The sequence below is a fragment of the Prevotella sp. KH2C16 genome, from assembly GCF_900113305.1.
GTDB lineage: Bacteria > Bacteroidota > Bacteroidia > Bacteroidales > Bacteroidaceae > Prevotella.
Genome location: NZ_FOOW01000022.1, coordinates 1 through 22957, shown reverse-complemented (window position 1 = coordinate 22957; position 22957 = coordinate 1). Strand labels below are relative to the sequence as shown.

Here is a 22957-nt window from a genome sequence, read left to right as displayed (position 1 = left end):
CGTTTGCTTTTCGGGAAACAACTCAATTGGCCTGTGTTGTTGGTTTCGATGCGGTCTTTCAATGATATTGGTGAGGGTGTATATTTGTCTGCCGGAGCTTCCTGGCAGGTCTTAGGCAGAGTTGCCGGTATCTCTCAGGCTGACAAAATCGGCGAGATTGTTGGACAAAATCGCCGAAATCGTCGCACAAAATCGCCGATTTTGTCAGCCGAAAGGTGGCCTTTAGGATTCCGATAAGCGGATGCCGGTCTTGCGGAGGGCTGTCTCGCCCGTCCGGAAAAGCGGTTCTGCGGGGCGGCTTCAGTCAAGTCTCGTGGTGCGGCTCATCAGGCAGGCGTCGAGGATTACCATTGCCGCCATGGCCTCCACGACGGGCACGGCACGCGGAACGACGCACGGGTCGTGCCTTCCCCTCGCCTTCAGCGTAACGGCGTTGCCGTCTGTGTCCACGGTTTGCTGCTCCCGGAGCAGGGTGGCCACGGGCTTGAAGGCCACGCGGAAGTAGATGTCCTCGCCGTTGCTGATGCCTCCCTGTATGCCTCCGGAGTGGTTGGTGGCGGTGTGGATGCGGCCGTCGGTGCTGACGAAGGGGTCGTTCATCTCGCTTCCCCGCAGGGCGGCGCTGCGGAATCCCTCGCCGTATTCGAATCCCTTGGCGGCGTTGATGCTCAGCATTGCGGCTCCCAGGCGGGCGTGGAGCTTGTCGAACTCGGGCTCGCCGAGCCCTGCCGGACAGCCTTTCACCACGCAGGTAACGGTGCCGCCTACGGTGTCGCCGTCGGCTTTCACCTTCAGGATGAGGGCTTCCATCTGCCGCGCCTTGTCGGGGTCGGGGCAGCGCGTGATGCTCGCCTCGGTCTTCGTGAGGTCGTAGCGGCGGTAGTCAGGGTCGAGGTCGATGTCGCCCACCTGCGAGGTGTAGGCCTTTATGCTGATGCCGAGCTGTGTCAGGGCGAGCTTGGCGAGGGCTCCCGCCACGCAGCGGCTCACGGTGATGCGCGCCGAGGAGCGTCCTCCACCCCGGTGGTCGCGGATGCCGTACTTGGCCGTGTAGGTGAAGTCGGCGTGCGAGGGGCGGAATGCGGTGTACATCTCCTCGTAGTCCTGCGAGTGGGGGTCGGTGTTCGGGACGACGAAGCCTATCGGCGCGCCCGTGGACCTGCCCTCGAAGATGCCGCTCAGAAACCTCACTCGGTCAGCTTCCTGCCGGCCGGTGGTGATGCGGCTCTGGCCGGGGCGCCGCCGGTCGAGCTCCTGCTGCACGAAGGCTTCATCTATCTCGATGCCCGCAGGATAGCCGTCTATCACGCCTCCGATGGCCTCTCCGTGGCTCTCTCCGAAGGTGGTGAGTCTGAATATATTACCCAGCGTGTTGCTCATATTGCTTAGTTCTTGTGGCAATGGCAGCCTTCGCCGTGGCCATGACCATCCCCGTGGCAGCCTTTGCCTTCTTCATGGCAGCACTTTCCGTGCTCGTGGCCGTCGTGGTCGCCGTCGCAATGCCCCTCACAGCCTCCCTCGCAGTCGCCGCCACAGCCTCCTTCGCCGCTCAGCATCTTGGCAAACTGCTCGATTTCCTGGTTCGTCGCCTCGCGGTTGTCGACGATGTGGCCCTTGAAGTTGAGCGTTTTTCCGGCCAGTGGATGGTTCAAGTCCATCTTCACGGTGCTGTCGCCGATGGCCAGCACACGCCCCATGAAGCGGTTTCCGTCCTCGTTCTGCAGGGGCACCACGGCGTCTACGAAGATGTGCTCGTCGTCAAACTTGTCGTCGACCACGAACATCTGTCGGTCGAGGTCGAGCACATGCTCCTGCATGTATTCGCCGTAGGCCTGCGAAGGGGTGAGGGTGAAGTCGAACTCCTCGCCCTCGCCGAGGTCCTGCACGGCTTTCTCGAAATCTTCGAGGGTGATTCCGAATCCGGTCAGGAATACGAATGGCTTGTCGCCGGAGGTCTCTTCCACGAGGTGGCTGCCGCCGTCGGTTACATCATAGAGCCTGTAGGCTACGCTGATCAGTTTGTTGGTTTTCTTGTCCATGTATCTTATACATTATTTATAATTATGCCGCAAAGATACTAAAAAATGCCGTAATATTTGCGGAAAGCAGGAAGTTTTAACGCCCGGAAGCTGTTTGTATGGTCTGTAGCGCCCTGCTTTGATGGCCGGTCGGCATTCTCCGTTGTCTAAATTTAATACTTCAACAGAATCTGGCTCATGAAGTTGCGGTACTCGTTGGGCGTATATAGTTTCTTTTTCTTAAACATTCGGATGAAATTCGACATGTTGTTGAACCCGCAGTTGTAGCAAATCTCGGCCACGGTCTGATTAGTCTCCGTCAGAAGCTGGCAGGCTTTGGCAATGCGGAGGTTGTTGAGATAATCAATGAAGGTGGAATTGGTCTTGCTTTTGAAGAAATGGCTAAAGGCAGAGCCTGACATGCCGATGAGTGCGGCTACTTCCGTCAGCCCGACGGTGTCGGAATAGTGCTCTTCAATATACTCACACACTTTGGCAATGCGCCGGCTTTTAGTCGTCATCACCGTTTCTTTTGTGTCATAACGATTGCTGATGAGGGTATAACGGTCGGAAATGGCCAGTTCGTATAACAAAGACAAGAATACTAATACTGTCTGGAAGCCCTGCATATGCGTCAGGTCAATAATTCTGTCTTTCATCTTCAACAGAACATCCTGCGGGAAACAGACGCCGCATCGTGCGTCGACTAATAGTTTCTTTATCGGAGCGAAGAGCCGCTTGTTGAGGATTGGCAAATCAAAAAACTGCTCCGAAAACTGAATTGTGATGACATGATTGCCTTTCACGACTTCGCCGCACCATTTGTGAGCTATGTTGGGACCTATCATCACGAGATCTATGTCTTTAAAGGGCTCTACGGAGTCACCCACGATTCGCTCGCCGTAGGTGTTCATCACTAGGGTAATTTCATATTCCGGGTGATAATGTACCGAATAATCGAAATCAGCATCAGGATGATCCAGCACGATGAATAAGTCTTCGTTCACGATTGGAACAATTTCTTTTTGAACCTCTTTCATGATTTTGATATTTTGAAACTTTTGTTGCAAATCTATGAAATAAAATTGGAAGTACAATCGGTTTTTCAAAAAAGTACAATCATTCAACAGAAAATCGTATAATATTTTATGCATGTTTATTTAACTTTGCACCTGCAAACAAATCTAAAATGGAAAGTTTCTCTATCAGTACCTTCGACATATTGGTCGTCGTCATCTATATGGCTGCCATCATCTGGTGGGCCTTACGCAAAGGGAAAAGCAGCGATTCACAGTCTTATTTCCTTGCAGGGCGAAGCATGCCTTGGTGGATTGTGGGGCTTTCGCTTTTTGCTGCCAGCATTTCAAGTACGACCCTTATCGGCCAGTCTGGTGATGCCTATCATACCGGCCTGGCAGTATTTAACTACAATCTTGCGGGCGGTATCCTGGTCATGGTGTTTTTTGCTCTATTCCTCTTACCTCTTTATATTAAGTCAAAGATATTCACCATCCCGGAATTTCTTGAGAAGCGGTTTGACAAGCGATCACGCTATTATTTCTCTGCCATCTGCATCATCGGCAATGTATTTCTCGATGCGGCGGGGGCACTCTATGCCGCAGCATTGATTATCAAACTCGTAATTCCTGAAGCCGACCTCCAGCTCATCATCCTCGTGTTTGCGTTGCTATGTGCATCATATACCATTCCCGGAGGACTCTCTTCTGCCATCAATGCCGAACTCATACAGGCCATCATCCTGATACTCGGGTCTTGCATGCTCAGCTATTTCTGTTTTCAGAAGGGTGGTGCCTATTTTGCAGATCTATGGAATCGCCATGACCTGCTGGTAAGCCTTATACGCCCCATAGACGACAAAGCCACTCCATGGCTCGGCCTCATCGTAGGCATGCCGATTACGGGTATGTACTTCTGGGCCAACAACCAGACTCTGGTCCAGCGCGTACTCAGCAGCAAGACCATCGATGAAGGTCGCAAGGGAGTGCTCTTTGCAGGCTTTCTCACGATGCTCACTCTGTTTATCATCGCTATTCCCGGTGTCATTGCACGAGACTTGTTCCCAGGACTTGCCAAGCCCGATATGGTTTACCCCAATATGGTGATGCGGCTTATCCCTACCGGACTGCTCGGCGTGATGCTGGCTGCCCTCCTTTCGGCACTTACCTCCACACTGAGTGCCATCCTGAATTCAACATCCACTTTGTTCACCATGGATTTCTATGCCAAGTTCCGCCCGTATGCCAGTTCAAGGAGGCTTGTTACCATTGGCAAACTTACCTCTTGCGTCATCATCATTATTGCAGCGTTATGGGCTCCCCAAATTGGAAAGTTCGGTTCACTTTTGAAGTATTACCAAGAGATGCTTTCCTATCTGGCTCCTCCCATCGTGGCCACATTCCTGCTGGGAGTGTTCTCCAAGCGGGTAAACGGACAGGGGGCATTCATCGGACTGATGGCCGGATTGATCATTGCTATAGTAGGCTACAGGTTCAAAGCTGAGATTTTCGGCAATCTGCATTTCTTGCTTATCGTTCCGTTCCTTTTCATCGGTAGCGGCATCGTTACCTGTCTGGCCAGCCTCTGTTTTGCCCGCCCGGCTGAGGAAAAGCTATTGACTACCACCTTCCGTTGGGCGGAGATGCGTCAGGAAGCAAAGCGCGCATACGCCCTGCCGTGGTATAAAAACTACTTTAACTATGCCGCCTTGCTTGTGCTGGGCTGTGTGGCCATCTATGTTATCTTCGGATAATCAGAAAAGTCTTTCCTCATCATAAGTCTGCATGCCCTTTGCATCATAGAATTAATAAATACAAACAGAAACTTGAATTCGCCCATGAAATTAAAGAAATTTGAAGGGAACCCAATTCTCCAGCCCAACGAGTCTAATGACTGGGAATCGCTCATCACTTGTAATCCCGGTGTCATCTACGATCACGGCACATTTTATATGTTGTATCGCTGTGCAGGAAAAGATGAGAAGCATGTCATCCGCTTCGGGCTCGCCGAGAGCCAAGATGGCTTCCACTTTGAACGACAAAGCGACCACCCGGCTTTTGGACCGAGTGAAGACGGGCCTGATAGTGGATGCGTAGAAGACCCCCGTATCGTGAAATTCGATAATGACTTCTATATTACTTATGCCTATCGCCCCTTTGCGCCTGGCCGTTACTGGACCTTTGCCCACGATGTGGTGCTTACTCCAGAATGTGGTACCCATGCACCGAGTGCTCTTCGGAATAATATGGGGAATACGGGACTTGCCGTAACACGAGACTTTCATGAATACCGTCGGTTGGGTAGGCTTACCAACTCTGTCCTTGACGACAGGGATGTGATGTTCTTCCCTGAGAAAATCAATGGTCGATATGTAATGATTCACCGTCCGAAGCAGTATGTTGGTGAGGCTTTTGGTGTGAACTATCCATCCATTTGGTTGAAGTATTCCGATGATTTGCTGAGCTGGGAGGACAAAGAAAGCCACCTCTTACTCACGGGGACAGAAGGTACATGGGAAGAGAAGGTGGGCGGCAGTGCACCCCCAATGAGGACCGCTGAAGGTTGGCTGATGCTTTATCACGGAGTAGAGAAAGGCGGCTCTGGCCACTATCGTGTCGGAGCCGTACTGCTCGACCCTGAAAACCCGGAGCACATTCTAAGCCGTACTCCGGAACCCATCCTGGAACCTTCTGAGGACTACGAACTCCACGGCCTCTATGACGGATGCGTTTTCCCGACAGGTAATGTCATCGTAGGTGATACACTCTATGTATATTATGGCGCAGCTGACAAATATGTAGGAGCAGCCACTTGTAGTGTCAATGAGCTCCTCCAATATCTTCTCCAGTTAAGGAAATGACCTTCAGAGAGGTCATTCTGCAAACTCCATAAAATCAGAAAACCAACTACTATCTTAAATAATCAATTATGAGCAATTTAAAAAGTTCTAATCGACAAGTATTATTATCTTTGCTGATAATGATGCTATGTCTCCTCAATGTTGGCTCTATCTATGCGCAATCCTCGAGGATTGATGTATCCGGCTATGTGAAAGATAATGCCGGCGAGCCTCTGATTGGTGTTACTGTCAATGAGATAGGAACCAAGAATACGACCGTCACGAATATAGACGGATTGTTCAAGCTTCAGAATGTAAGCCGCAATGCCCAACTGAAGTTCTCTTATGTGGGAATGGCCGACAAGACGGTGCCCGTAACGGGCTCCAGAATGGAGGTTGTAATGGCCGATGACGCTCAAACGCTCGACCAAGTTGTGGTCATCGGTTATGGTAGTGTCAAGAAGAGTGACTTGACAGGGTCTGTTACCTCTGTTAAGATGACAGACCTGAAGGCTACCCCCTCCAACTCCGTCGAAGGATTGCTGCAAGGGCGTGCCGCAGGTTTGCAGGTTGTAAACTCGTCGCAGGATCCCGGTGCAGCCTCCACGGTGAGAATCCGAGGAGGCAGTTCGCTCAACGGTTCTAACGCGCCTCTTGTCGTGGTCGACGGTTTCCCACTGGGTGATGCCGGTGATTTGAAGCAGATTAACCCCGCCGACATCGTAAATCTCGAGGTGCTGAAAGACGCTTCAGCCAGTGCCATCTATGGTTCGCGCGGAGCCAATGGTGTCATTATGGTAACGACCAAGCATGCCAAGACCGGCACCACTACCGTCAGTATCCACCATCAAACCACCTTGTCGCAATTCACCAGCAAGCTCAACATCTGGCGCGATCCTGTCCTGATGGCCCAGCTCAACAACGAAGGCAGGACCAATGCCGGGCTTGTCCCCCTCTATACTGGTAACTTCAACTCTTCTGGCGTTTACTATCCAAGCGTAGAGGAACTCATGACAACATGGACAACCCGAACCGATTGGGAGGATCTTGTATTCCGCGACATGCCGGTTTCGAACAATACCACGGCCACCATATCGAGCAGCAACGACCGCACAATGTTCAATCTGAGTGCCAACTATTACACCGACGAAGGCATGTATATCAAGGATAGCTATAAAAAAGGAGGGTACAACCTGAGTGTAGATCACAATGTTTTTGACAACTTTAAGGTGCGTTTTTCTAACATCCTTACGGCTGGATGGCGGAATGCCAACGGCGGTCTGAGCTATAATAGGAATCCAATCTTCCCGATTTACAACGAAGATGGCTCTTATTATCTTGTAAACGCCCAAGACTACTATCATCCGCTGGCAATCTCCAATCACCGACTCAACAAGTCGAAGAGCCTGGATGTAATATCGTCTCTTGCCTTGGAATGGCAGATTATTCCAGAATTGCGCTTGACTTCACAGGCAAACTACAAGTTTGGAAAATCTACCACCGATCGTTATTATCCAAAGACATATACAGAGGTAGGGACCATGAACAACGGTCAGGGCGAGATTTCCAACTGGGAAGGGCATAACCTAGTGTGGGATACCTTTGCCAATTTCAGCAAGACATTCGGCAAACACGAGGTAGGAGTCATGGCCGGATTCTCCTGGGAGTATTACAACAGCCGCAGCTCCGACCTCGTGGCGCGCGACTTTGTGAATGAGTCTTTGCTCAACGAGAACATGAGTGCCGGTTCTCCGGAGAAGAATACTGTCAGCAATGGATACTCAACCAACACTTTGCTTTCCGGGATGTTCCGCGCCAACTATACTTACAACAATCGCTATCTCTTCACTTTTACAGCTCGTGCTGACGGCAGCTCCAAGTTCGGAGACAACAACAAGTGGGCGTTCTTCCCGTCGGGTGCCGTCAGCTGGAAAGCTCATGAAGAGGAGTTTATAAAGAATCTTCACGCCTTCGACGAATTGAAGTTCCGACTCAGCTATGGCATCAGCGGCAATCAGGGCATCAGCCCTTATCAGACCTTGAGCCGCTATGGCACCGACAAGTATTACAACAATGGCCAGTGGGTAACCACCATCGGACCGGGTTATGTGTCTGGATGGACAGGCCCGGGATGGATCTATCGTGTATGGAGCGGCATTCCCAATCCTGATTTGAAATGGGAGACTACCGCGCAGACCGATTTCGGAATTGACATGGCTTTCTTCCGTCGTCGCTTGCGGCTGTCGCTCGATTTTTATGACAAGCAGACCCACGACTTGCTGCGGCAGCGTAATCTTGCCCTCTCGTCAAGCTATGACAAGATGTGGGTGAACGACGGAAAGATTCAAAACCGAGGCTTCGAGGTTACGGTAGATGCCGATGTTATCAATACTCATGACTGGCATCTGGGATCAACTTTCATTTTCTCTATGAATCGTAATAAGGTGAAGGATTTGGGGAATACCCTCGAGTCTGGCTTGATATCCGACCCGATGACCGGTATGCTCTTTGAGTATTCCGGCAATAGTCTGGAACAATATCGCGACTATACCAACATCTTAGCCATTGGCCAGCCTGTATATGCATTCTATGGCTATCGTGTGAATGGAATCATTCAAAGCATGAACGAAGGTATCGATGCTGGTCTTACCGGTGACTATGCCCAGCCGGGAGAGTTCAAGTATATGGACTTGAATGGTGATGGCAGCGTCAGCGAGGCGGACAAATGTATTATCGGCGACCCAAATCCGGACTTTACCGCCAGTCTGAATCTCAATCTCTCATGGAAAAACTGGGATTTCAATGTGTTCCTCAACGGTGTTTTCGGTAATGATGTGTTAAATACGAACCACTTCGGACAGTCCAGCAACAATCCGCTACGCTGGACCCCGGATAACCCGACCAATGAATATCCCCGCTTGAGAGACGGTCGCCAAACAATGATATCCGATTGGTGGATAGAAGATGGCTCATTCCTCCGTGTGCAGAATGTTACATTGGGTTATACCTTTGACTTCAAGGGGAAAAGTATCCTCGATAAACTGCACCTCTATATGAATATATCTAATCTCTATACTTTCACCAGCTTCAAGGGCTATGATCCTGAAGTGGGTCTGAATGGTGTCTATAGTGGTGGCTATCCACGCCTCCGCAAATGGACATTCGGCATTGACTTAACCTTCTAAATATACTTAAAGATGAAGACAAACAAAATATTATCAGCAGTCGCTGCCCTCATAATGCTGTCTGCCTGTAGTCTGAAAGAAGAGCCTTACGGTTTCTATTCAGAGGATAATTTCTATAAGACCGCTGCTGACGCAGAAGCAGCGTTGATGTATGCCTATGGCGATCTCACTTATCTGGAGTATTCCCGCGCCGTTTTCTTCCTTGGCGACATGCCAAGCGAAGAGCTCACGACCAAGAGTGACGCATCAGCAGAGAATCAGGATTTGAACCTTTGGAAAGTGGATAATTTCAAAACTAATATCACGCTTGAGAATTTCTTCAAGTATGCTTTCATTGGTATTAATAGAGCTAATGGCGTGATTCAGAATGTGGAAAATGCCACTTTTGACGAGGCTAAGCGTAAACAGTTCTTGGGCGAAGCCTATTTCCTGAGAGCCTGGAACTACTTCAATCTTGTGCGCAATTTCGGACTTGTACCCATGCACACGACGATGGTAGACCAGCTCGATGAGACTTCAGCCCCCTTGGCCAAGGATTTAGACGAGGTCTATGACCTTATCTTGGGCGACTGCCGCCGTGCCGCCGAACTGCTTCCCGTATACCCCAAGCCCGTCTTGGGCCGCACCGACTGCGTGGCAGCCCAGTCTTTGGCAGCCAAGGCCTATCTCTATGTGGCATCAGCCAAGGAAAACGGCGTGAAGCTCTATCGCGAGATGAAGCGTCAGACGGAAGAAATGTATGATAGTGCAGCCTACTTTGCGGGCGAGGTGGTTGATCATCAGACCACCTATGGATTCTCGGACAATCTGCTCGACATCTATGATGTGGAGAAGTCCAACGGACCGGAGCACATCTTCCTGATGTCCATGGATCGCTCCGGTGTGAGCGAGGGCCAGTATTCCAAGATATCCAAGATGTTCATCCCCTATGTTGACGGAGCCACTATCTATCTTATGCAGGGCAGCAGCAATACGCTCATTCCCTCACACGACGGATGGAGTGAATACCAGACCACGCCCGTATTCTACAACAGCTATGATCCGGCTGACAAGCGCAAGACCGAGCTGATTGTAACCAAGGTGTATCGTGCAGATGGAACCATAAGCGCCCAGTATCCCGGCAAGCTCACATATCCCTTCTGCAGAAAATACATCGACCCGAAGTTCGACGGCGACAAGACCAGCACGCGTCCATTCCTCATCCGCTTCTCCGACATCGCCCTGGTATATGCCGAGGCTGCCGGTCCGTCGGCCAGGTCCTATGAACTCGTGAATTTCATCCGCCAGCGTGCCGGCCTCGGCGCACTCTCGCCTAACCTGAGCAAGGCAGATTTCCGCAAGGCCGTGATAAATGAACGCAAGTTCGAGATGGCCTTCGAGGGGGATTACATGTATGATTTGCGGCGCACCAACCGCATACAGTCTATTCCCGAGGCGCAGAGCCTTGGCGAGGACCAGACCACTTTCTATCCTATTCCGCAGGCTGAAATCAATCTGAATGGAAGCCTGAGATAAACTCATCACATAAACAATGCGTTATGAAAACAATCATCAAATATGCATCTTTGCTGGCTGGCATCATTTTGATGCAGTCGTGCGTGAAAGATTTTCAGGACGATATCAACGACGGGGGCTGGAATCATGAACGCTCCGTCATCAATATAGCCTTTGAAAACCAGATTGGCAATGCCGCCATTGATAATGTGGATGGCACAAGCGGCAATATAGAGCTTTCTATCAATGTAGGCGCACAGCCCGATATGTCGAGCGTTAAGCTCACGAATCTCGAGCTCTCCTATCAGGCGCAGTCGTCTGTCAAGGTGGGCGATCAGATGGATTTCAGTTCAGGCAAGGCCTCGTTCACAGTAACATCTGCCCTTGGCGAGACGCGCACCTATACAATCAAGGCCAATTCGTTCCTCGAGGAGCTTGTGGGAACATGGGCCGTTCAGACTCTGACCATCTATGGCGGCACCGGTCCGGAATATGGAGGAGGTGCTGTGATGAAGCTTTCCGACAAGCCTTGGTGCTGGAACAGTGCCACCGATCCCGACAAGGAATGCGACAATAAGCTTACTTTCACCCTTGAGGGAGTGTCTGCCGCAGGTAATCCCATGGGTAAATGCGTCAACGACGCCGGTTCCGACAACACCTTTGCTGACTTCATCTTCCTGGCTTCGATGAACAAGGAAGGCACCGGTGATATAGATTTGAAGAAGTTCTATCGTCAGATTCCCGAAGGCGAAAGCACCTGGGAGCGCGACTACGGCAAGGGAACCATCACCTTCACGGACAAAGACGGCCGTCAGACCACGGGCTCCTTCATCGGAGCAGGTGATGTAAGCTGTGGCAACGGCAAGACTTTCACCGTGCAGGACAATGCCTTCCAGTTTACGCTCAACGGCACCGACGACTGGACCAATATCTATAGTGATTACGACAAGTTCGTGAAGAGGCCTCGGCTCTACTGGATTTCGGTGAAGAAGGTCGAATAGGATTACTCAAGATTCCCCTTACGATTAAGCTATGATACGAAAAATTCTGTTCGCGATGATGATGCTGTGGGGTGGCACTGCCACTTCACAGACCATCGTCGACTATGATTTCACGACCTGCGTCAATGCCGGCTATATCGGCAATGGTGCCCAGTGGGACCCCTATCAGTTGGACTATGGCCACGGTAAACTATCCTTTACGGAGGCCGAATGGCAGAAGATTTACCGCCGTCTCGACTTCATGAGGCCACAGCTTATGCGGGTGGTTCACAATACGGCCGAGCTGATGCAGGGAGGCCGGCTTGACCCCATGGGCAATTTCGACCAGGTGAGACACATCCTCGATTACTGCCAGAAGCGCAATGTGAGCGTTATCTTCGGCGACTGGGGATGGGGATTGGCCGACGCCAAGACCAAGACCTTTAGTCGCAGGAAAGTGGAGATGGCCGCCGACTATGTTACTTGGCTCGTTAAAGACAAGGGATACACCTGTATCAAATACTATAATATGATAAACGAGCCCAACGGATACTGGTCCACCACCGAAGGCGACTACGAGCTTTGGCGCGATCTCACTCGTTGTTTCTACCAGCGCATGAAGCACAATCGCATGCTCCAGAGCGTAAAGCTCGTGGGAGCCGACCTTGCAATCTGGACTCCGGCTGAGGTTAACTGGCAGCGAAAGGCAGCGCAGGAAATTGATTTCGGCCTGTATGACATCCATACCTATCCGTCTAAGACAACGGTGAACAGCGGGGAGTATTCCCGCATCATACACGCTTACAAGGAAGCCGTGCCGCAGGGACATAAGATTGTCATGGGCGAGGTGGGGCTCAAGTTCGTGGAACCGGCCGACTCGCTCTATCAGCAGGAGAATCTGAGGCGGGCGGCAGCCCTCCCGTATGCTTCCATGGACGACAGTCAGATGTTCATCTTCGATTACATGTATGGCACGGATATGGCCGATGTGCTCATGCAGACGGCCAACAGTGGCTATTCGGGCTGTGTGGCGTGGATGCTCGACGATGCCATGCACAGTGCCGAACGCCCCGACAAACTCAAGATGTGGGGCTTCTGGAACATCTTCGGAGAGGAGTTCTTCGGCGGGGGACAGGAGAAAATCCGCCCTTGGTTCTATGCCTGGAGCCTGCTTACGAGATACATGCCGGCGGGTTCGGATATCTATCGGACTACCGTCAGGGGCAGTGCCTCGGTCAAGGGGTTGGCCGTAGAGAAGGATGGCCGCCGGATGGTGGCCGTACTCAATGTGTCGAAGAAGCCCCAGCAAGTTATCCTGAAGGGACAGATGGTCCTGTCCGACTGCAAGCGCTTTGACTATGCGGAGGGACGCCTGTGCCTTTCCGACGCACGGATTCTCTTGCCCAATGCCGAGCATCTGACCCTCAACTTGCGTGAAGGACATACGATTGACATGCCCGGAGAGTCTTTAATTATATTTAATGATTTTAATGAATGATAAAAATGAGTATGCATAAATACCAAATAACGCGGTTAGGCGTTATAGCTACATTAATGATGACAATGGCGGCTTGCTCTGATGTAGACCTGATAGAGCCGGCTCCTTCAACGATAGAAGTGCCTTCGGCCGATGTGAAAGACCTGAACATCGTCGACAAGAGCGCGACGCCCGAGACCAAGGCTCTCTATGCCAATCTGTGGAAAATCCAGCAGACTGGGTTCATGTTCGGCCATCACGACGACCTCACTTACGGCCGTTACTGGCAGTATGAGGAAGGACAGTCAGACACGAAGGCCGTCTGTGGGGATTATCCCGGCGTCTATGGAGTCGACCTGGCAGAGGTTATGGACGATCGTTCCGACAGTCAGAAGGAGGTGAATGCCATACGAAGGCGTTGTATCATCGACGCCCGCCGTCGTGGCATGGTAGTGCTGGTTTGTGCCCATCTCGACAATCCCCTTACTGGGGGCGATGCTTGGGACAACACGAGCAATCAGGTGGCAAAGGAAATTCTCACGGATGGCAGTGCCACCCAGAAGAAGTTTAACGGCTGGCTTGACCGGTTCGCTGCATTCTTGGAGGATTTGAGAGACGATCAGGGTCAACCCATCCCGATGGTCTTCCGACCCTTCCACGAGCACACGCAGAGTTGGGCGTGGTGGGGCAATCAGTGCACCACGGAGCAAGAGTTCATAGCTCTCTGGCGCTATACGGTCGACTATCTGCGCAACGCGGGAGTTCACCAGCTCATCTATGCCATCTCGCCGCAGATGGATTCCCCCAAGGCGGAGGAAGATTTCCTCTATCGCTGGCCGGGCGACGACTATGTGGACTTCATCGGGATGGACTGTTACAACGGCGGTGTGGCAGCCACCCTGTCGGTCAACCTGCGCATGATGCAGAGCGTGGCAGCCAAGAAGCATAAGCCTTGCGGCGTTACGGAGATGGGCGTGGAGTCGTTTACCGATGCGAAATACTGGACGCAACAGGTGCTCGCTCCGGCCGAAGGGCGCAAGGTGAGCATGATTGTTACCTGGCGCAACAAGTTTGTCAATGGCGACGAAACCGACAAACACTATTTCTCGGTCTATCCGGGGCACCCGTCAGAGGCCGATTTCGTGCGCTTCTATAATGACGGACAGACTCTGTTCAGCCAGGATTTGCCCGACATGTATAAGCTGCCGGCAGACATGAAAGTAGAATGAAATATTATATTTATGGCTTTTTTACGGTTACAGGTTATATTGTTAGTTATAATGATGTTAGTCAAAAGATACCCGTCGGCAGCACGACGGGTATCTGCATGGAGTAGATTTTGGGTATTGGCAGGCATGGTTATGCTGAATACGACGGTTATGGCACAGGTGGAATATACGCGTGGAATAGGGCAATATCCCGGCAGGAAGGCCGATTTCAAGGGGCCGCACATGGTGAAGGACGACGCTTATCGCAATGTCGCGCTCAACAGGATGGCCTACGCGTCGTCGTCCGTAGACTATAATCTGACGGCACAGCTGGCCACCGACGGCATCGTCAGCCACGAGGAACCGCCCCGGCTCACGGTGTCGACACCAGAGGGCGTGCTCTCGCTGCGCGACAAGGAGAAGACCTTCGACGGGAATGTGCACTCGAGCAACTATGTCTTGGGCGAGAACACATTCATCCAGTTCGACTGGCAGGGCATGCAGGTGGCATTGTCCAAGTTGAATCTTCTTGCCGAGGTAGCCTATGAGCCGGAGAAGGCCACGGGAGGCTACGCCATCCGGGTGATGGGTTCTGCCGACGGCCGGCGCTGGTCGCTCATCGGCCGGCAGGCTGCAACCGCGCTGCCCGGCAAGGCCACCAAGCAGATGGTGAGCTCCGACCCCAACAAGCGTGAGGCCAAGGTGAGGCTTCCCCTGCGCATCGTGCAGACCGAGATAACCCTCGACAAGCCCGGCCGCTATCAGCATGTGAGGCTGGAATTCGAGATGAAGGGCTGTGCCTACTGGCGCATCTACGAGCTGAACGAGGACTGGATGCCCTCGGCTCATTTCGTGAGTGCCTTCGCCGTGCGTGAACAGAAGGACAGTCCGTCTTGGCTCTATGTCGACCTGGGCACCGATGTGGCAATCGACCATGTGCGCCTGCATTGGATTCACAAGCCGCAGGCAGGCAGCATCCAGTTCTCCGACGACGCCCGGGCGTGGCGTGATGTGGCCACGCTGTCAGGCGGCGACAGGTCGGGCGGCGATGTGAAATGTCCGGGTCGCGCACGCTATGTCCGCCTGCTTATGAGCAAGGCCGACAAGAGCGGACTCTTCGTCTTGAGCGAGCTCGAGGTGTGGGGGCGTGGCGGACTTGTGGCCCGACAGGCCGACACGGGCGACATCAGCCACTGGGAATTGCGCCGCGACGGCGACTCGCAGTGGATTCCAGCCACGGTGCCGGGCACTGTGCTGACAAGTTACATGAACATCGGGGCCGTGCCCGACAATCGATATGCCAACAACATGCGCCAGATATCGGAAAGCTTCTTCATGTCCGACTTCTGGTATCGTGCTCATGTTCAGGCACCGTCCACGCAAGCCGGGCAGCATACTTACCTGAACTTCGACGGCATCAACTGGAAGGCGGAGGTCTATCTGAACCGTCAGCAGGTGGGGCGCATCGACGGAGCGTTCACCCGAGGCCGCTTCGATGTAACCCGACTGCTGCATCCCGGCGACAACCTGCTCGAGGTGAAGGTCGTCCGGAATGCGCATTTCGGTGCGGTGAAGGAGAAAAACAGGGAAAGCACCGACCTGAATGGGGGCGTGCTGGGGGCTGACAACCCCACTTTCCACGCATCCATCGGCTGGGATTGGATAACGAGCGTTCCCGGGCGGGAGGTCGGAATCTGGAACCGGGTCTACCTGAGCAGCGACGCCGGGTTGGGCGTCAGCGATCCAATGGTTACCACCGTGCTCAACCATCCGGACACTCTGGCCACGATGACGCCTTCCGTTATCGTGAGAAACGCCGACAATTTCGCCCGCCAGGCACTCGTAACGGGGTGGATAGGCGACATCAGGTTTTCCAAGACCGTCAGCCTCCAGCCTCTCGCAGAGCAGGAGGTGAGCTTCACGCCCGCGGAGTTCCCGCAGCTGAAAGACCAGCCGATGAGGCTCTGGTGGCCCAACGGCTACGGCACGCCCTATCTCTATGAGGCGGGCTTCGAGGTGCGCGATGCCGCCGGCAGACAGCCTTCGGCCATGCTCGGCTATAAGGCCGGCATACGGGAAATGAGCTATCGCGACCTTGACACCGAGACGAAGATCTATGTAAACGGCAAGCGCATAACGCCCCTGGGCGGCAACTGGGGCTTCTCGGAGATAAACCTTAACTATCGGGCAAGGGAATATGACATCGCCGTGGGCTATCACCGGCAGATGAACTACAACATGATACGCAACTGGGTGGGGCAGATAGGCGAGGAGGCCTTCTATGATGCCTGCGACAAGCACGGCATCATGGTGTGGCAGGACTTCTGGCTGGCCAACCCGTGGGACGGTTCCGATCCCTACGACGAGCCCCTCTTCCTGAGCAACAGCAAGGATTTGATTCGCAAGTTACGCCGCCATGCCAGCATGGCCATCTATGTGGGGCGCAACGAGGGATTCCCGCCGGCGAGCCTTGACGCTGCCCTGCGCCGGCAGATCAAGGACCTGCACCCGCAGCTGGGCTACATTCCCAGCTCGGCCGACGCGGGTGTGAGCGGTCATGGAGCCTATCGGCTGATGCCGCTGGAGTATTATTTCACCAACCAGTCTCATAAGCTTCACTCCGAACGCGGCGTGCCCTGCGTGCCCACAATCGAGAGTCTGCGGCGCATGCTGGAGCCCGACAGCCTGTGGCCGGTGGGTTTGGCATGGGCGCAGCACGACTTCACTATGGGCGGGGCACAGGGCGGACAGTCGTTTATGGACACCCTCCGCAAGCGTTTCGGCCAGCCTGCCGACGCCCGGGAGTTCGCTTCCTGGGCGCAATGGCTCAACTACGACGGCTATCGAGCCATGTATGAGGGCGCACAGCAGTATCGCATGGGATTGCTCATATGGATGAGCCACGCCTGCTGGCCGTCCATGGTGTGGCAGACCTATGATTATTATTTCGAGCCTACGGCGGCCTATTTCGCCGTGAAAAAGGCCTGCGAGCCGCTTCATGTGCAGTTCAATCCGGTAACCAAGGCCGTGCAGGTGGTCAACCTCGGCACGGGTCGGCATGAGAGTCTCAGGCTCACCGCCCGCACATTGAGCCTGGAGGGCAGGGAGATACGCCGCTGGACAGCGACCGTGAGCATCGACGAGGACACCACCTTGGCGCCGCTGATGCTGGAGATGCCGGCCGACGAGATGTGCTTCGTAAGCCTCAGGCTCGAGGAGGGAGACCGCACGCTGTCAGAGAACACCTATGTCCACAGCCGGGAGGCTGACGACTGGCAGGCTCTCAGGCGTCTGCCGAAAGCCCGGGTGGAGGTGAAGACCGCCTTCAGCCCTACTGCCGACGGGCGCAGGGCCCAGGTGGTGCTCAAGAATACATCGTCCACGCCGGCACTGATGATGAGGCTCAACCTGAAAGGCAGCGACGGGCGGCAGATATTGCCCGTGGTCTATTCCGACAATTATTTCCATCTCATGCCGGGCGAGAGCAAGACCGTGAGTGTGAGCTACCGTGAGGAAGACGGACGGGGCACGACTCCCGAAATCGAGGTAGAGGGATACAACTATTAGGCGGAGCGGCTGAAGCGGCGGGCGCAAGCCTGCCTGCCAGCCCTGACTTCATGCCTTAAGCAGCGGCGGCAGTCGTCTCTCCTATTGCGGGAGGCGGCTGCCGTTTTGTGTTTCTATGGCTGAAACATCAAGTTTCTACGGTCGAAACATCAAGTTTCTGCGGCCGAAACACCGTGTTTCAATGACTGAAACATCGATTACATACGGTGGGTATAAAGTCTGCCGACCGCCCGTAGGCAGTAGGAAAGCCGCCAGAAGGGGCAGGGACGGTCGGCAAGGGGAGCACGGGGCACGACGGGCGGCGGCACGGGGTGCGACGGGCGGCAGGATGTGCAATGGCAGGGGAGGGCACGGACCGGCGTTCAAGATTTCACGGTCAGAATTTGCAAATGTCATATTTTTTTGCTTACTTTGCGGCATGAAACGAATGGTTTTCACGCTTCTGACGGTTTTCTGCGTGCTGGGCATGGGTGCCCAGCGTCCTGACTATGCCAAGATGTCGACCTTGGTAAGGCAGCTCTCGCTGGCACAGGAGGGTCGGAAGACGCGTGCGGCCCAGCCCCGGAGCGGCAGGGAGCCGGCTGTCTGCGCCTTCGTGCGGATTGACGGCGACGGCGACGCGCTGCTTCGCTCGCAGGGATGTGAGCCGCTGATGAGCGAGGGCGACATCTGGATAGCCAGCATCCCGCTCTCACGGTTGGCACCGCTGTCGCATGCCAAGGGCGTGAGGCGCATCGAGGCCGGCCGCTCCAACAGCATCCAGACCGACACGATGGCCACCATCCTCAATGCCCGGAAGGCTTATGAGGGGGGCGGAAACCTGCCCCAGGCCTATACGGGAAAGGGCGTCGTGGTGGGCGTGATGGACATCGGCTTCGACCTGACGCACCCTAACTTCTACAATGCCGATGCCACCGAGTATCGCATCAAGGCGTTCTGGGACCAGCTGGCCACCGACAGCAACCGCTATGTGGGGCGCGACTACGAGGGTGAGGAGACGCTGCTGGCCCTGGCGCACTCCAGGGACGGCCTTGACCAGACCCACGGCACGCACACTCTGGGCATAGCCGCGGGGGGCGGATGGGATCCCGACGAGCCGGGTCGCTACCGTGGCATGGCCTATGAGAGCGACATCTGCCTCGTGGCGAACGCTTCCTCGGAAGACGCCGCGCTCATCGACTCGGCCGACTACTACAAGTATACCTATGCCACGGATGTGATGGGATTCAAGTATCTCTTCGACTATGCCGAGGCGCACGGGCAGCCCTGCGTGGCCTCGTTCAGCGAGGGCAGCCACGAGGACTTCCGCGGCGACGACCAGCTCTACTATGAGATGCTGGCCACGCTGGTGGGCAAAGGTAGGATACTGGTGGCCTCGGCGGGCAACGACGGCGGCCGCAAGACCTATTTCCGAAAGCCTGCGGGAGTGGGGCAGGCAGGCTGCTTCATCACGCCCGACAGGCAGCGGGTGGGCTTCACGCTGAAGTCGGCAGCCCCATTCACCATCACCCTGAAGGCATGGAACATCGAGGGGGGAGAGCAGGAGGTCTCCACCGCCGACATCCTGGCGCAGGCGGACTCCACGCTCCGTGCCTCCACGCCCCTCGGCGAGCTGGTGATAGCGGCCTACAGGTCGTGCTATGGTGCGGCGGAGGTGTGCTATGATGTGCTGTTGACGCAGGTGCCCGACCAGCCTTTCTCCCTGAAAGTGGCAGGAGCGGACGCCGATGTGGAGTACTATCAGTCGGTGGGCATCCCCACGACGAACCCCCTTGACGCCTCGCTCAATGCCGGAGAGAACACCCACAGCATCCATTCGCCGTCGAGTGCGCCGTGTGTCATCGCCGTGGGAGCCAACGGCTATCGTGAGGACATCTACACCTATCTGGGCGCGCACCGCACCTATGAGCCCGGACTGCACGGGCGGCGCTATTCGGCATCGTCAATCGGGCCTACCTTCGACGGCCGCGTGAAGCCCGATGTGGTGGCTCCGGGCGTGAACATCGTCTCCTCTTACAGCAGCTATTACCTTGAAAACCACCCGAATGCGTGGGATATAGAGAACTCGGACAAGAAGCACTTCGACTTCCGCGGGCGCACCTATGCCTGGAACTACAACTCGGGAACCTCGATGGCAACGCCCGCCGTGGCCGGTGCCATCGCCCTCTGGCTGCAGGCGAAGCCCGACCTGACGCCTGAGGAGGTGATGGAAGTGCTCAGCAAGACCAGCACCCACCCCGACGCCTCGTTGACCTATCCCAACAACGAGTACGGCTACGGGCAGATAGATGTCTATGCCGGACTGCTGGAGGTGCTGAACCTGACCCGCATACAGGACCTCTCCACCCATCAGCCTGCCGGCGTAACGATTCGACCGGCGCAGGGACGACGGGTGCAGATAGCCTTCGATACCGCTCCCGCCCGCGACTTCACGGTATCGGTCTATTCGGCCGACGGCCGCAAACTGCTCACCCGACGGCTCGCGGGAGGGAACCATACCTATGAGCTCGACCTGTCAGACTGCCCGGCGGGCGTATATGCCGTACAGGTGAGCGGCGGCTCCCGGGATACTACGGGCTCGTCGCTCGTGCGGCTGTGAGTTGCAGTTCCTCATTTTTAAGTATTTCGCAAAAATCACCATTTCTCGGTATTGCAACTTTCGAATTATGTCTTTATCTTTGCAGCAGGAAATTAATATTAAAATAGAAGCAAAGTGAAAAAGACAGTTGTAGTGTTTGGCTCTTCTACGGGCATGTGTGAGTCAGTCGCTCAGACAATAGGTGAGAAATTAGGAGCAGAGGTCATTAATGTATCCGACTTGGACGAGGCAAAGGTTCAGGAGGCAGAAAACCTGATCCTGGGAACTTCTACCTGGGGTGCCGGTGAGATGCAGGACGACTGGTATGACGGCGTGAAGGTGCTCAAGAGTGCCGGTCTGACTGGTAAGACGGTAGCCCTCTTCGGCGTCGGCGACTCCGAGTCGTACAGCGATACATTCTGCGGAGGCATGAAGGAACTCTACGATGCGTGCGTCGAGGCGGGTGCCACGGTGCTCGAGGGAGTGGACGCAAGCGCATACACATACGATGATTCGGAGGCCGTGGTTGACGGCAAGTTCCTCGGACTGGCCCTCGACGAGACCAACGAAGACGACAAGACCCCCGAGCGCATCGACGCCTGGGTGGCTCAGATTATGCCAAGTCTTTGATGAAGAAGCTTTTTAGTTAGTAATTGTTAGAATAGTTTTCTCATGAACGAGATAGTCCCTGTCGACATGAAAGTCCTGATGAATCATATCTATGAGTATCAGAAAGGTGTGCGCCAGATGGTGCTCTTCACCTTTAACAGGAAGTTTGAGGACTGGGCTTTGAGGCGACTGGACCGGCAGGGCATCGACTATCTCGTTCAGTCGGTAGGCAACGACTGCCTGAACCTCTTCTTCGGGAGCCGTGAATGCCTGGATGCCATCCGGCTTATAGTAACGAAACCGCTCAGCCAACTCACTCCGGAGGAAGACTTCATACTCGGCGCAATGCTGGGATATGACATCCGCGTGCAGTGCGAACGCTACTGCCACCGCAAGTGCCGGTCGTGTAAGCAGGCGCAATAGAATATAGACTTTGAAGATAAACTTTTAAATCTTGTTCGCTAAATAAAATTCATAATGTTTTTGTATAATAAACGGGCTTGTCGTGAGACAGGCTCGTTTATTATTTAAAGGGTTGCCCATTTATTTCTTTGAGGAATATGCCTCCACGATTTTGTCATAATCCCAAAGATTGGTATTTGATACTTTGTCCTTGTTCGTGAATGGATTGACTATGTAGAACTTTCTGCTGGAGGCTATCTTAAAGGCCTTGCCCTTGTCCACTTTCAGAGCCTCCGTCAAGGTCGGGTCGTCCGAGAGATACACCCCCCCCAACTGCTCAGGCGTTTTCTTTCCTCCGTTTCCGTTGAACTCGATGAGCATCGGGTACTCGTCCGTATCCTTCCAGAAATAGTTGCTGTTCTCCAATGAAGAGTAGACGATGTCGCACCCGTTTTTCGTAAATTCTATATTTCCGCTCACCCAATGGGAAACATTTGGACCCTTGTCAACCAGGATTATCCAGTATTGGCTGGAAATGAAGTCTGTGCCTTTCTTGGTATAGAAGCCGCACTTGGTGTATGCCATCTCCACAACATGTTCTGGATCGGCAGCATTCCATACAAACATTCTCTTTACATCTTCCGACTTGATGGTGCGCTTGGCTCCGTCCTTAATCTCAAACTTCTTGTCATTCCAGTATTTGGGAACTTTGACTTGAACATTCTCTAACTTGCTGCCGTCTTTCATGATAATGGTAGCCATTCCGTCTCTCTTGTCTGCCATGGCCGTTGTGCCGCAGAGCATCGTAAAGGCAATGGCGATTAGTCTGATGCTGTTTTTCATGTTCTTCGTTTTATCGTTTGACTTCGCAGGTATGTCCTGTGCCCCCAGCATGTCTGTAAACTCTTTTTTTTGTTTTCTGTGGTTTGTTTTCTGGTATGAAACGGACTTAAAGTCCAGCGGTAAATATATGGAAAAAATCTGACGAGGGCAAAGGTTTTCGCTGAAAAAATGTCATTTTTGCGATTCGTCCGATTCTTATTTTTCGGGAGTCCGGAGGAGCACGCCCTTTGTCCCTGTGGCAAGCTTGCGCATTCGTTTGCATGTAGTTTATATGCATTTTTCTTTCATTTTGCTTGTTTATCTTAAGAAGCTTATATACCTTTGCCACGGTTTCAACTAACGATATGTACAATAGAGGGTTAAATAAGTTCGGGATGTGCTTTTTCCGTCACGCAAAGATAGGTGTAAAGAGCAAGGAAACAGGCACAGTTGCAAATATCCGTGGCATAATTTTGTAGTATAGGCCGATATTTTCTTGTTTGATGCTTAAAAGTTCATGAGATGCATTAACTTTGCACCCATGAGTAAGCAAACAGCATTTGATTACAAGATTCTGGCCAGTTACCTTCTTCCCAAAGGTATACTTGAGTTCTTTGACGTGACAGACGTTCGTGAAGACCACACAGGCATTATTGAAGAGACTAGTGATGAGCGTGTCCTTCTCCATATCTATCTTGACGAGAATGACGCTCGTGAAGAAGAGTGGCATGACCTTAAGCCTAATGGTTTCACAGAAAGCC

The 22957-nt window shown here is 53.5% G+C and carries 15 protein-coding genes and 1 pseudogene; 12 read left to right on the top strand and 4 right to left on the bottom strand.

The annotated features are described in order from the left end of the window. Nucleotides 1–300: 300 nt before the first annotated feature. The 3 genes from aroC to BM114_RS11665 all read right to left on the bottom strand — a co-directional run bounded on the left by aroC (nt 301) and on the right by BM114_RS11665 (nt 3058). Complete coding sequence (aroC, locus tag BM114_RS11675) at nt 301–1380, bottom strand: chorismate synthase (protein ID WP_092113624.1); 1080 nt, start codon at nt 1378–1380, stop codon at nt 301–303. A 5-nt stretch (nt 1381–1385) separates the two neighbouring features. Further along, nucleotides 1386–2039 (bottom strand): FKBP-type peptidyl-prolyl cis-trans isomerase, encoded by a 654-nt coding sequence (locus BM114_RS11670; RefSeq protein ID WP_092113622.1) that lies wholly within the window; start codon nt 2037–2039, stop codon nt 1386–1388. A gap of 152 nt (nt 2040–2191) precedes the next feature. Next, nucleotides 2192–3058 (bottom strand): AraC family transcriptional regulator, encoded by an 867-nt coding sequence (locus BM114_RS11665; protein ID WP_092113620.1) that lies wholly within the window; start codon nt 3056–3058, stop codon nt 2192–2194. 149 nt (nt 3059–3207) lie between these two features. Here BM114_RS11665 and BM114_RS11660 point away from each other — a divergent pair, with 149 nt between their 5' ends. The 11 genes from BM114_RS11660 to BM114_RS11610 all read left to right on the top strand — a co-directional run bounded on the left by BM114_RS11660 (nt 3208) and on the right by BM114_RS11610 (nt 21395). Further along, nucleotides 3208–4788 carry a sodium:solute symporter gene (locus tag BM114_RS11660; RefSeq protein WP_092113618.1) on the top strand — a complete coding sequence of 527 codons (1581 nt, stop codon included), beginning with the start codon at nt 3208–3210 and terminating at the stop codon, nt 4786–4788. 84 nt (nt 4789–4872) lie between these two features. Further along, a complete protein-coding gene (locus BM114_RS11655) occupies nt 4873–5895 on the top strand; it encodes a glycoside hydrolase family 130 protein (protein WP_092113664.1) in 1023 nt (340 codons plus the stop codon). Between the two features lie 119 nt (nt 5896–6014). Next, entirely contained in the window at nt 6015–9059 is a 3045-nt protein-coding gene (locus tag BM114_RS11650; RefSeq protein ID WP_255406504.1) for a SusC/RagA family TonB-linked outer membrane protein, read from the top strand. Between the two features lie 12 nt (nt 9060–9071). Beyond that, a complete protein-coding gene (locus tag BM114_RS11645; RefSeq protein ID WP_092113614.1) occupies nt 9072–10574 on the top strand; it encodes a RagB/SusD family nutrient uptake outer membrane protein in 1503 nt (500 codons plus the stop codon). 23 nt (nt 10575–10597) lie between these two features. Further along, on the top strand, nt 10598–11554 hold the full coding sequence (locus tag BM114_RS11640; RefSeq protein WP_092113612.1) for a hypothetical protein: 957 nt from the start codon (nt 10598–10600) through the stop codon (nt 11552–11554). Between the two features lie 31 nt (nt 11555–11585). After that, nucleotides 11586–13031, top strand: coding sequence for a hypothetical protein (locus BM114_RS11635; RefSeq protein ID WP_092113610.1), 1446 nt, complete (start codon nt 11586–11588; stop codon nt 13029–13031). A gap of 56 nt (nt 13032–13087) precedes the next feature. Further along, nucleotides 13088–14239: a glycoside hydrolase family 26 protein gene (locus BM114_RS11630; protein ID WP_177207110.1), complete on the top strand. Its 1152-nt coding sequence runs from the start codon at nt 13088–13090 to the stop codon at nt 14237–14239. Nucleotides 14240–14290: 51 nt separating this feature from the next. After that, entirely contained in the window at nt 14291–17785 is a 3495-nt protein-coding gene (locus tag BM114_RS11625; protein WP_255406501.1) for a glycosyl hydrolase 2 galactose-binding domain-containing protein, read from the top strand. A 418-nt stretch (nt 17786–18203) separates the two neighbouring features. Beyond that, nucleotides 18204–20384: a S8 family serine peptidase gene (locus tag BM114_RS11620; RefSeq protein ID WP_092113607.1), complete on the top strand. Its 2181-nt coding sequence runs from the start codon at nt 18204–18206 to the stop codon at nt 20382–20384. 114 nt (nt 20385–20498) lie between these two features. After that, nucleotides 20499–20993, top strand: a complete 495-nt coding sequence (gene fldA, locus BM114_RS11615) for a flavodoxin FldA (protein WP_092113605.1) — start codon at nt 20499–20501, stop codon at nt 20991–20993. A gap of 42 nt (nt 20994–21035) precedes the next feature. After that, nucleotides 21036–21395, top strand: coding sequence for a DUF2023 family protein (locus BM114_RS11610; protein WP_092113603.1), 360 nt, complete (start codon nt 21036–21038; stop codon nt 21393–21395). A 120-nt stretch (nt 21396–21515) separates the two neighbouring features. Here BM114_RS11610 and BM114_RS11605 read toward each other — a convergent pair whose 3' ends face one another. Then, the gene (locus BM114_RS11605; RefSeq protein WP_143089327.1) at nt 21516–22217 is read right to left on the bottom strand and encodes a hypothetical protein; all 702 of its coding nucleotides are present in this window, start codon (nt 22215–22217) and stop codon (nt 21516–21518) included. Nucleotides 22218–22737: 520 nt separating this feature from the next. Between BM114_RS11605 and BM114_RS11600 the strand changes: the two are divergent. Then, nucleotides 22738–22957 (top strand): annotated as a pseudogene (locus BM114_RS11600) (DDE transposase); the annotation flags it as partial.

What these genes read in the sequence shown, in the direction of transcription:
- BM114_RS11660 (WP_092113618.1), top strand. Translation starts at nt 3,208, where the DNA reads ATGGAAAGTTTCTCTATCAGTACCTTCGACATATTGGTCGTCGTCATC.
- BM114_RS11620 (WP_092113607.1), top strand. Translation starts at nt 18,204, where the DNA reads ATGAAACGAATGGTTTTCACGCTTCTGACGGTTTTCTGCGTGCTGGGC.
- BM114_RS11655 (WP_092113664.1), top strand. Translation starts at nt 4,873, where the DNA reads ATGAAATTAAAGAAATTTGAAGGGAACCCAATTCTCCAGCCCAACGAG.
- BM114_RS11630 (WP_177207110.1), top strand. Translation starts at nt 13,088, where the DNA reads ATGATGACAATGGCGGCTTGCTCTGATGTAGACCTGATAGAGCCGGCT.
- BM114_RS11650 (WP_255406504.1), top strand. Translation starts at nt 6,015, where the DNA reads ATGATGCTATGTCTCCTCAATGTTGGCTCTATCTATGCGCAATCCTCG.
- BM114_RS11640 (WP_092113612.1), top strand. Translation starts at nt 10,598, where the DNA reads ATGAAAACAATCATCAAATATGCATCTTTGCTGGCTGGCATCATTTTG.
- BM114_RS11610 (WP_092113603.1), top strand. Translation starts at nt 21,036, where the DNA reads ATGAACGAGATAGTCCCTGTCGACATGAAAGTCCTGATGAATCATATC.
- BM114_RS11625 (WP_255406501.1), top strand. Translation starts at nt 14,291, where the DNA reads ATGATGTTAGTCAAAAGATACCCGTCGGCAGCACGACGGGTATCTGCA.
- BM114_RS11665 (WP_092113620.1), bottom strand. Translation starts at nt 3,058, where the DNA reads ATGAAAGAGGTTCAAAAAGAAATTGTTCCAATCGTGAACGAAGACTTA.
- aroC (WP_092113624.1), bottom strand. Translation starts at nt 1,380, where the DNA reads ATGAGCAACACGCTGGGTAATATATTCAGACTCACCACCTTCGGAGAG.
- BM114_RS11605 (WP_143089327.1), bottom strand. Translation starts at nt 22,217, where the DNA reads ATGAAAAACAGCATCAGACTAATCGCCATTGCCTTTACGATGCTCTGC.
- BM114_RS11635 (WP_092113610.1), top strand. Translation starts at nt 11,586, where the DNA reads ATGATACGAAAAATTCTGTTCGCGATGATGATGCTGTGGGGTGGCACT.
- BM114_RS11645 (WP_092113614.1), top strand. Translation starts at nt 9,072, where the DNA reads ATGAAGACAAACAAAATATTATCAGCAGTCGCTGCCCTCATAATGCTG.
- BM114_RS11670 (WP_092113622.1), bottom strand. Translation starts at nt 2,039, where the DNA reads ATGGACAAGAAAACCAACAAACTGATCAGCGTAGCCTACAGGCTCTAT.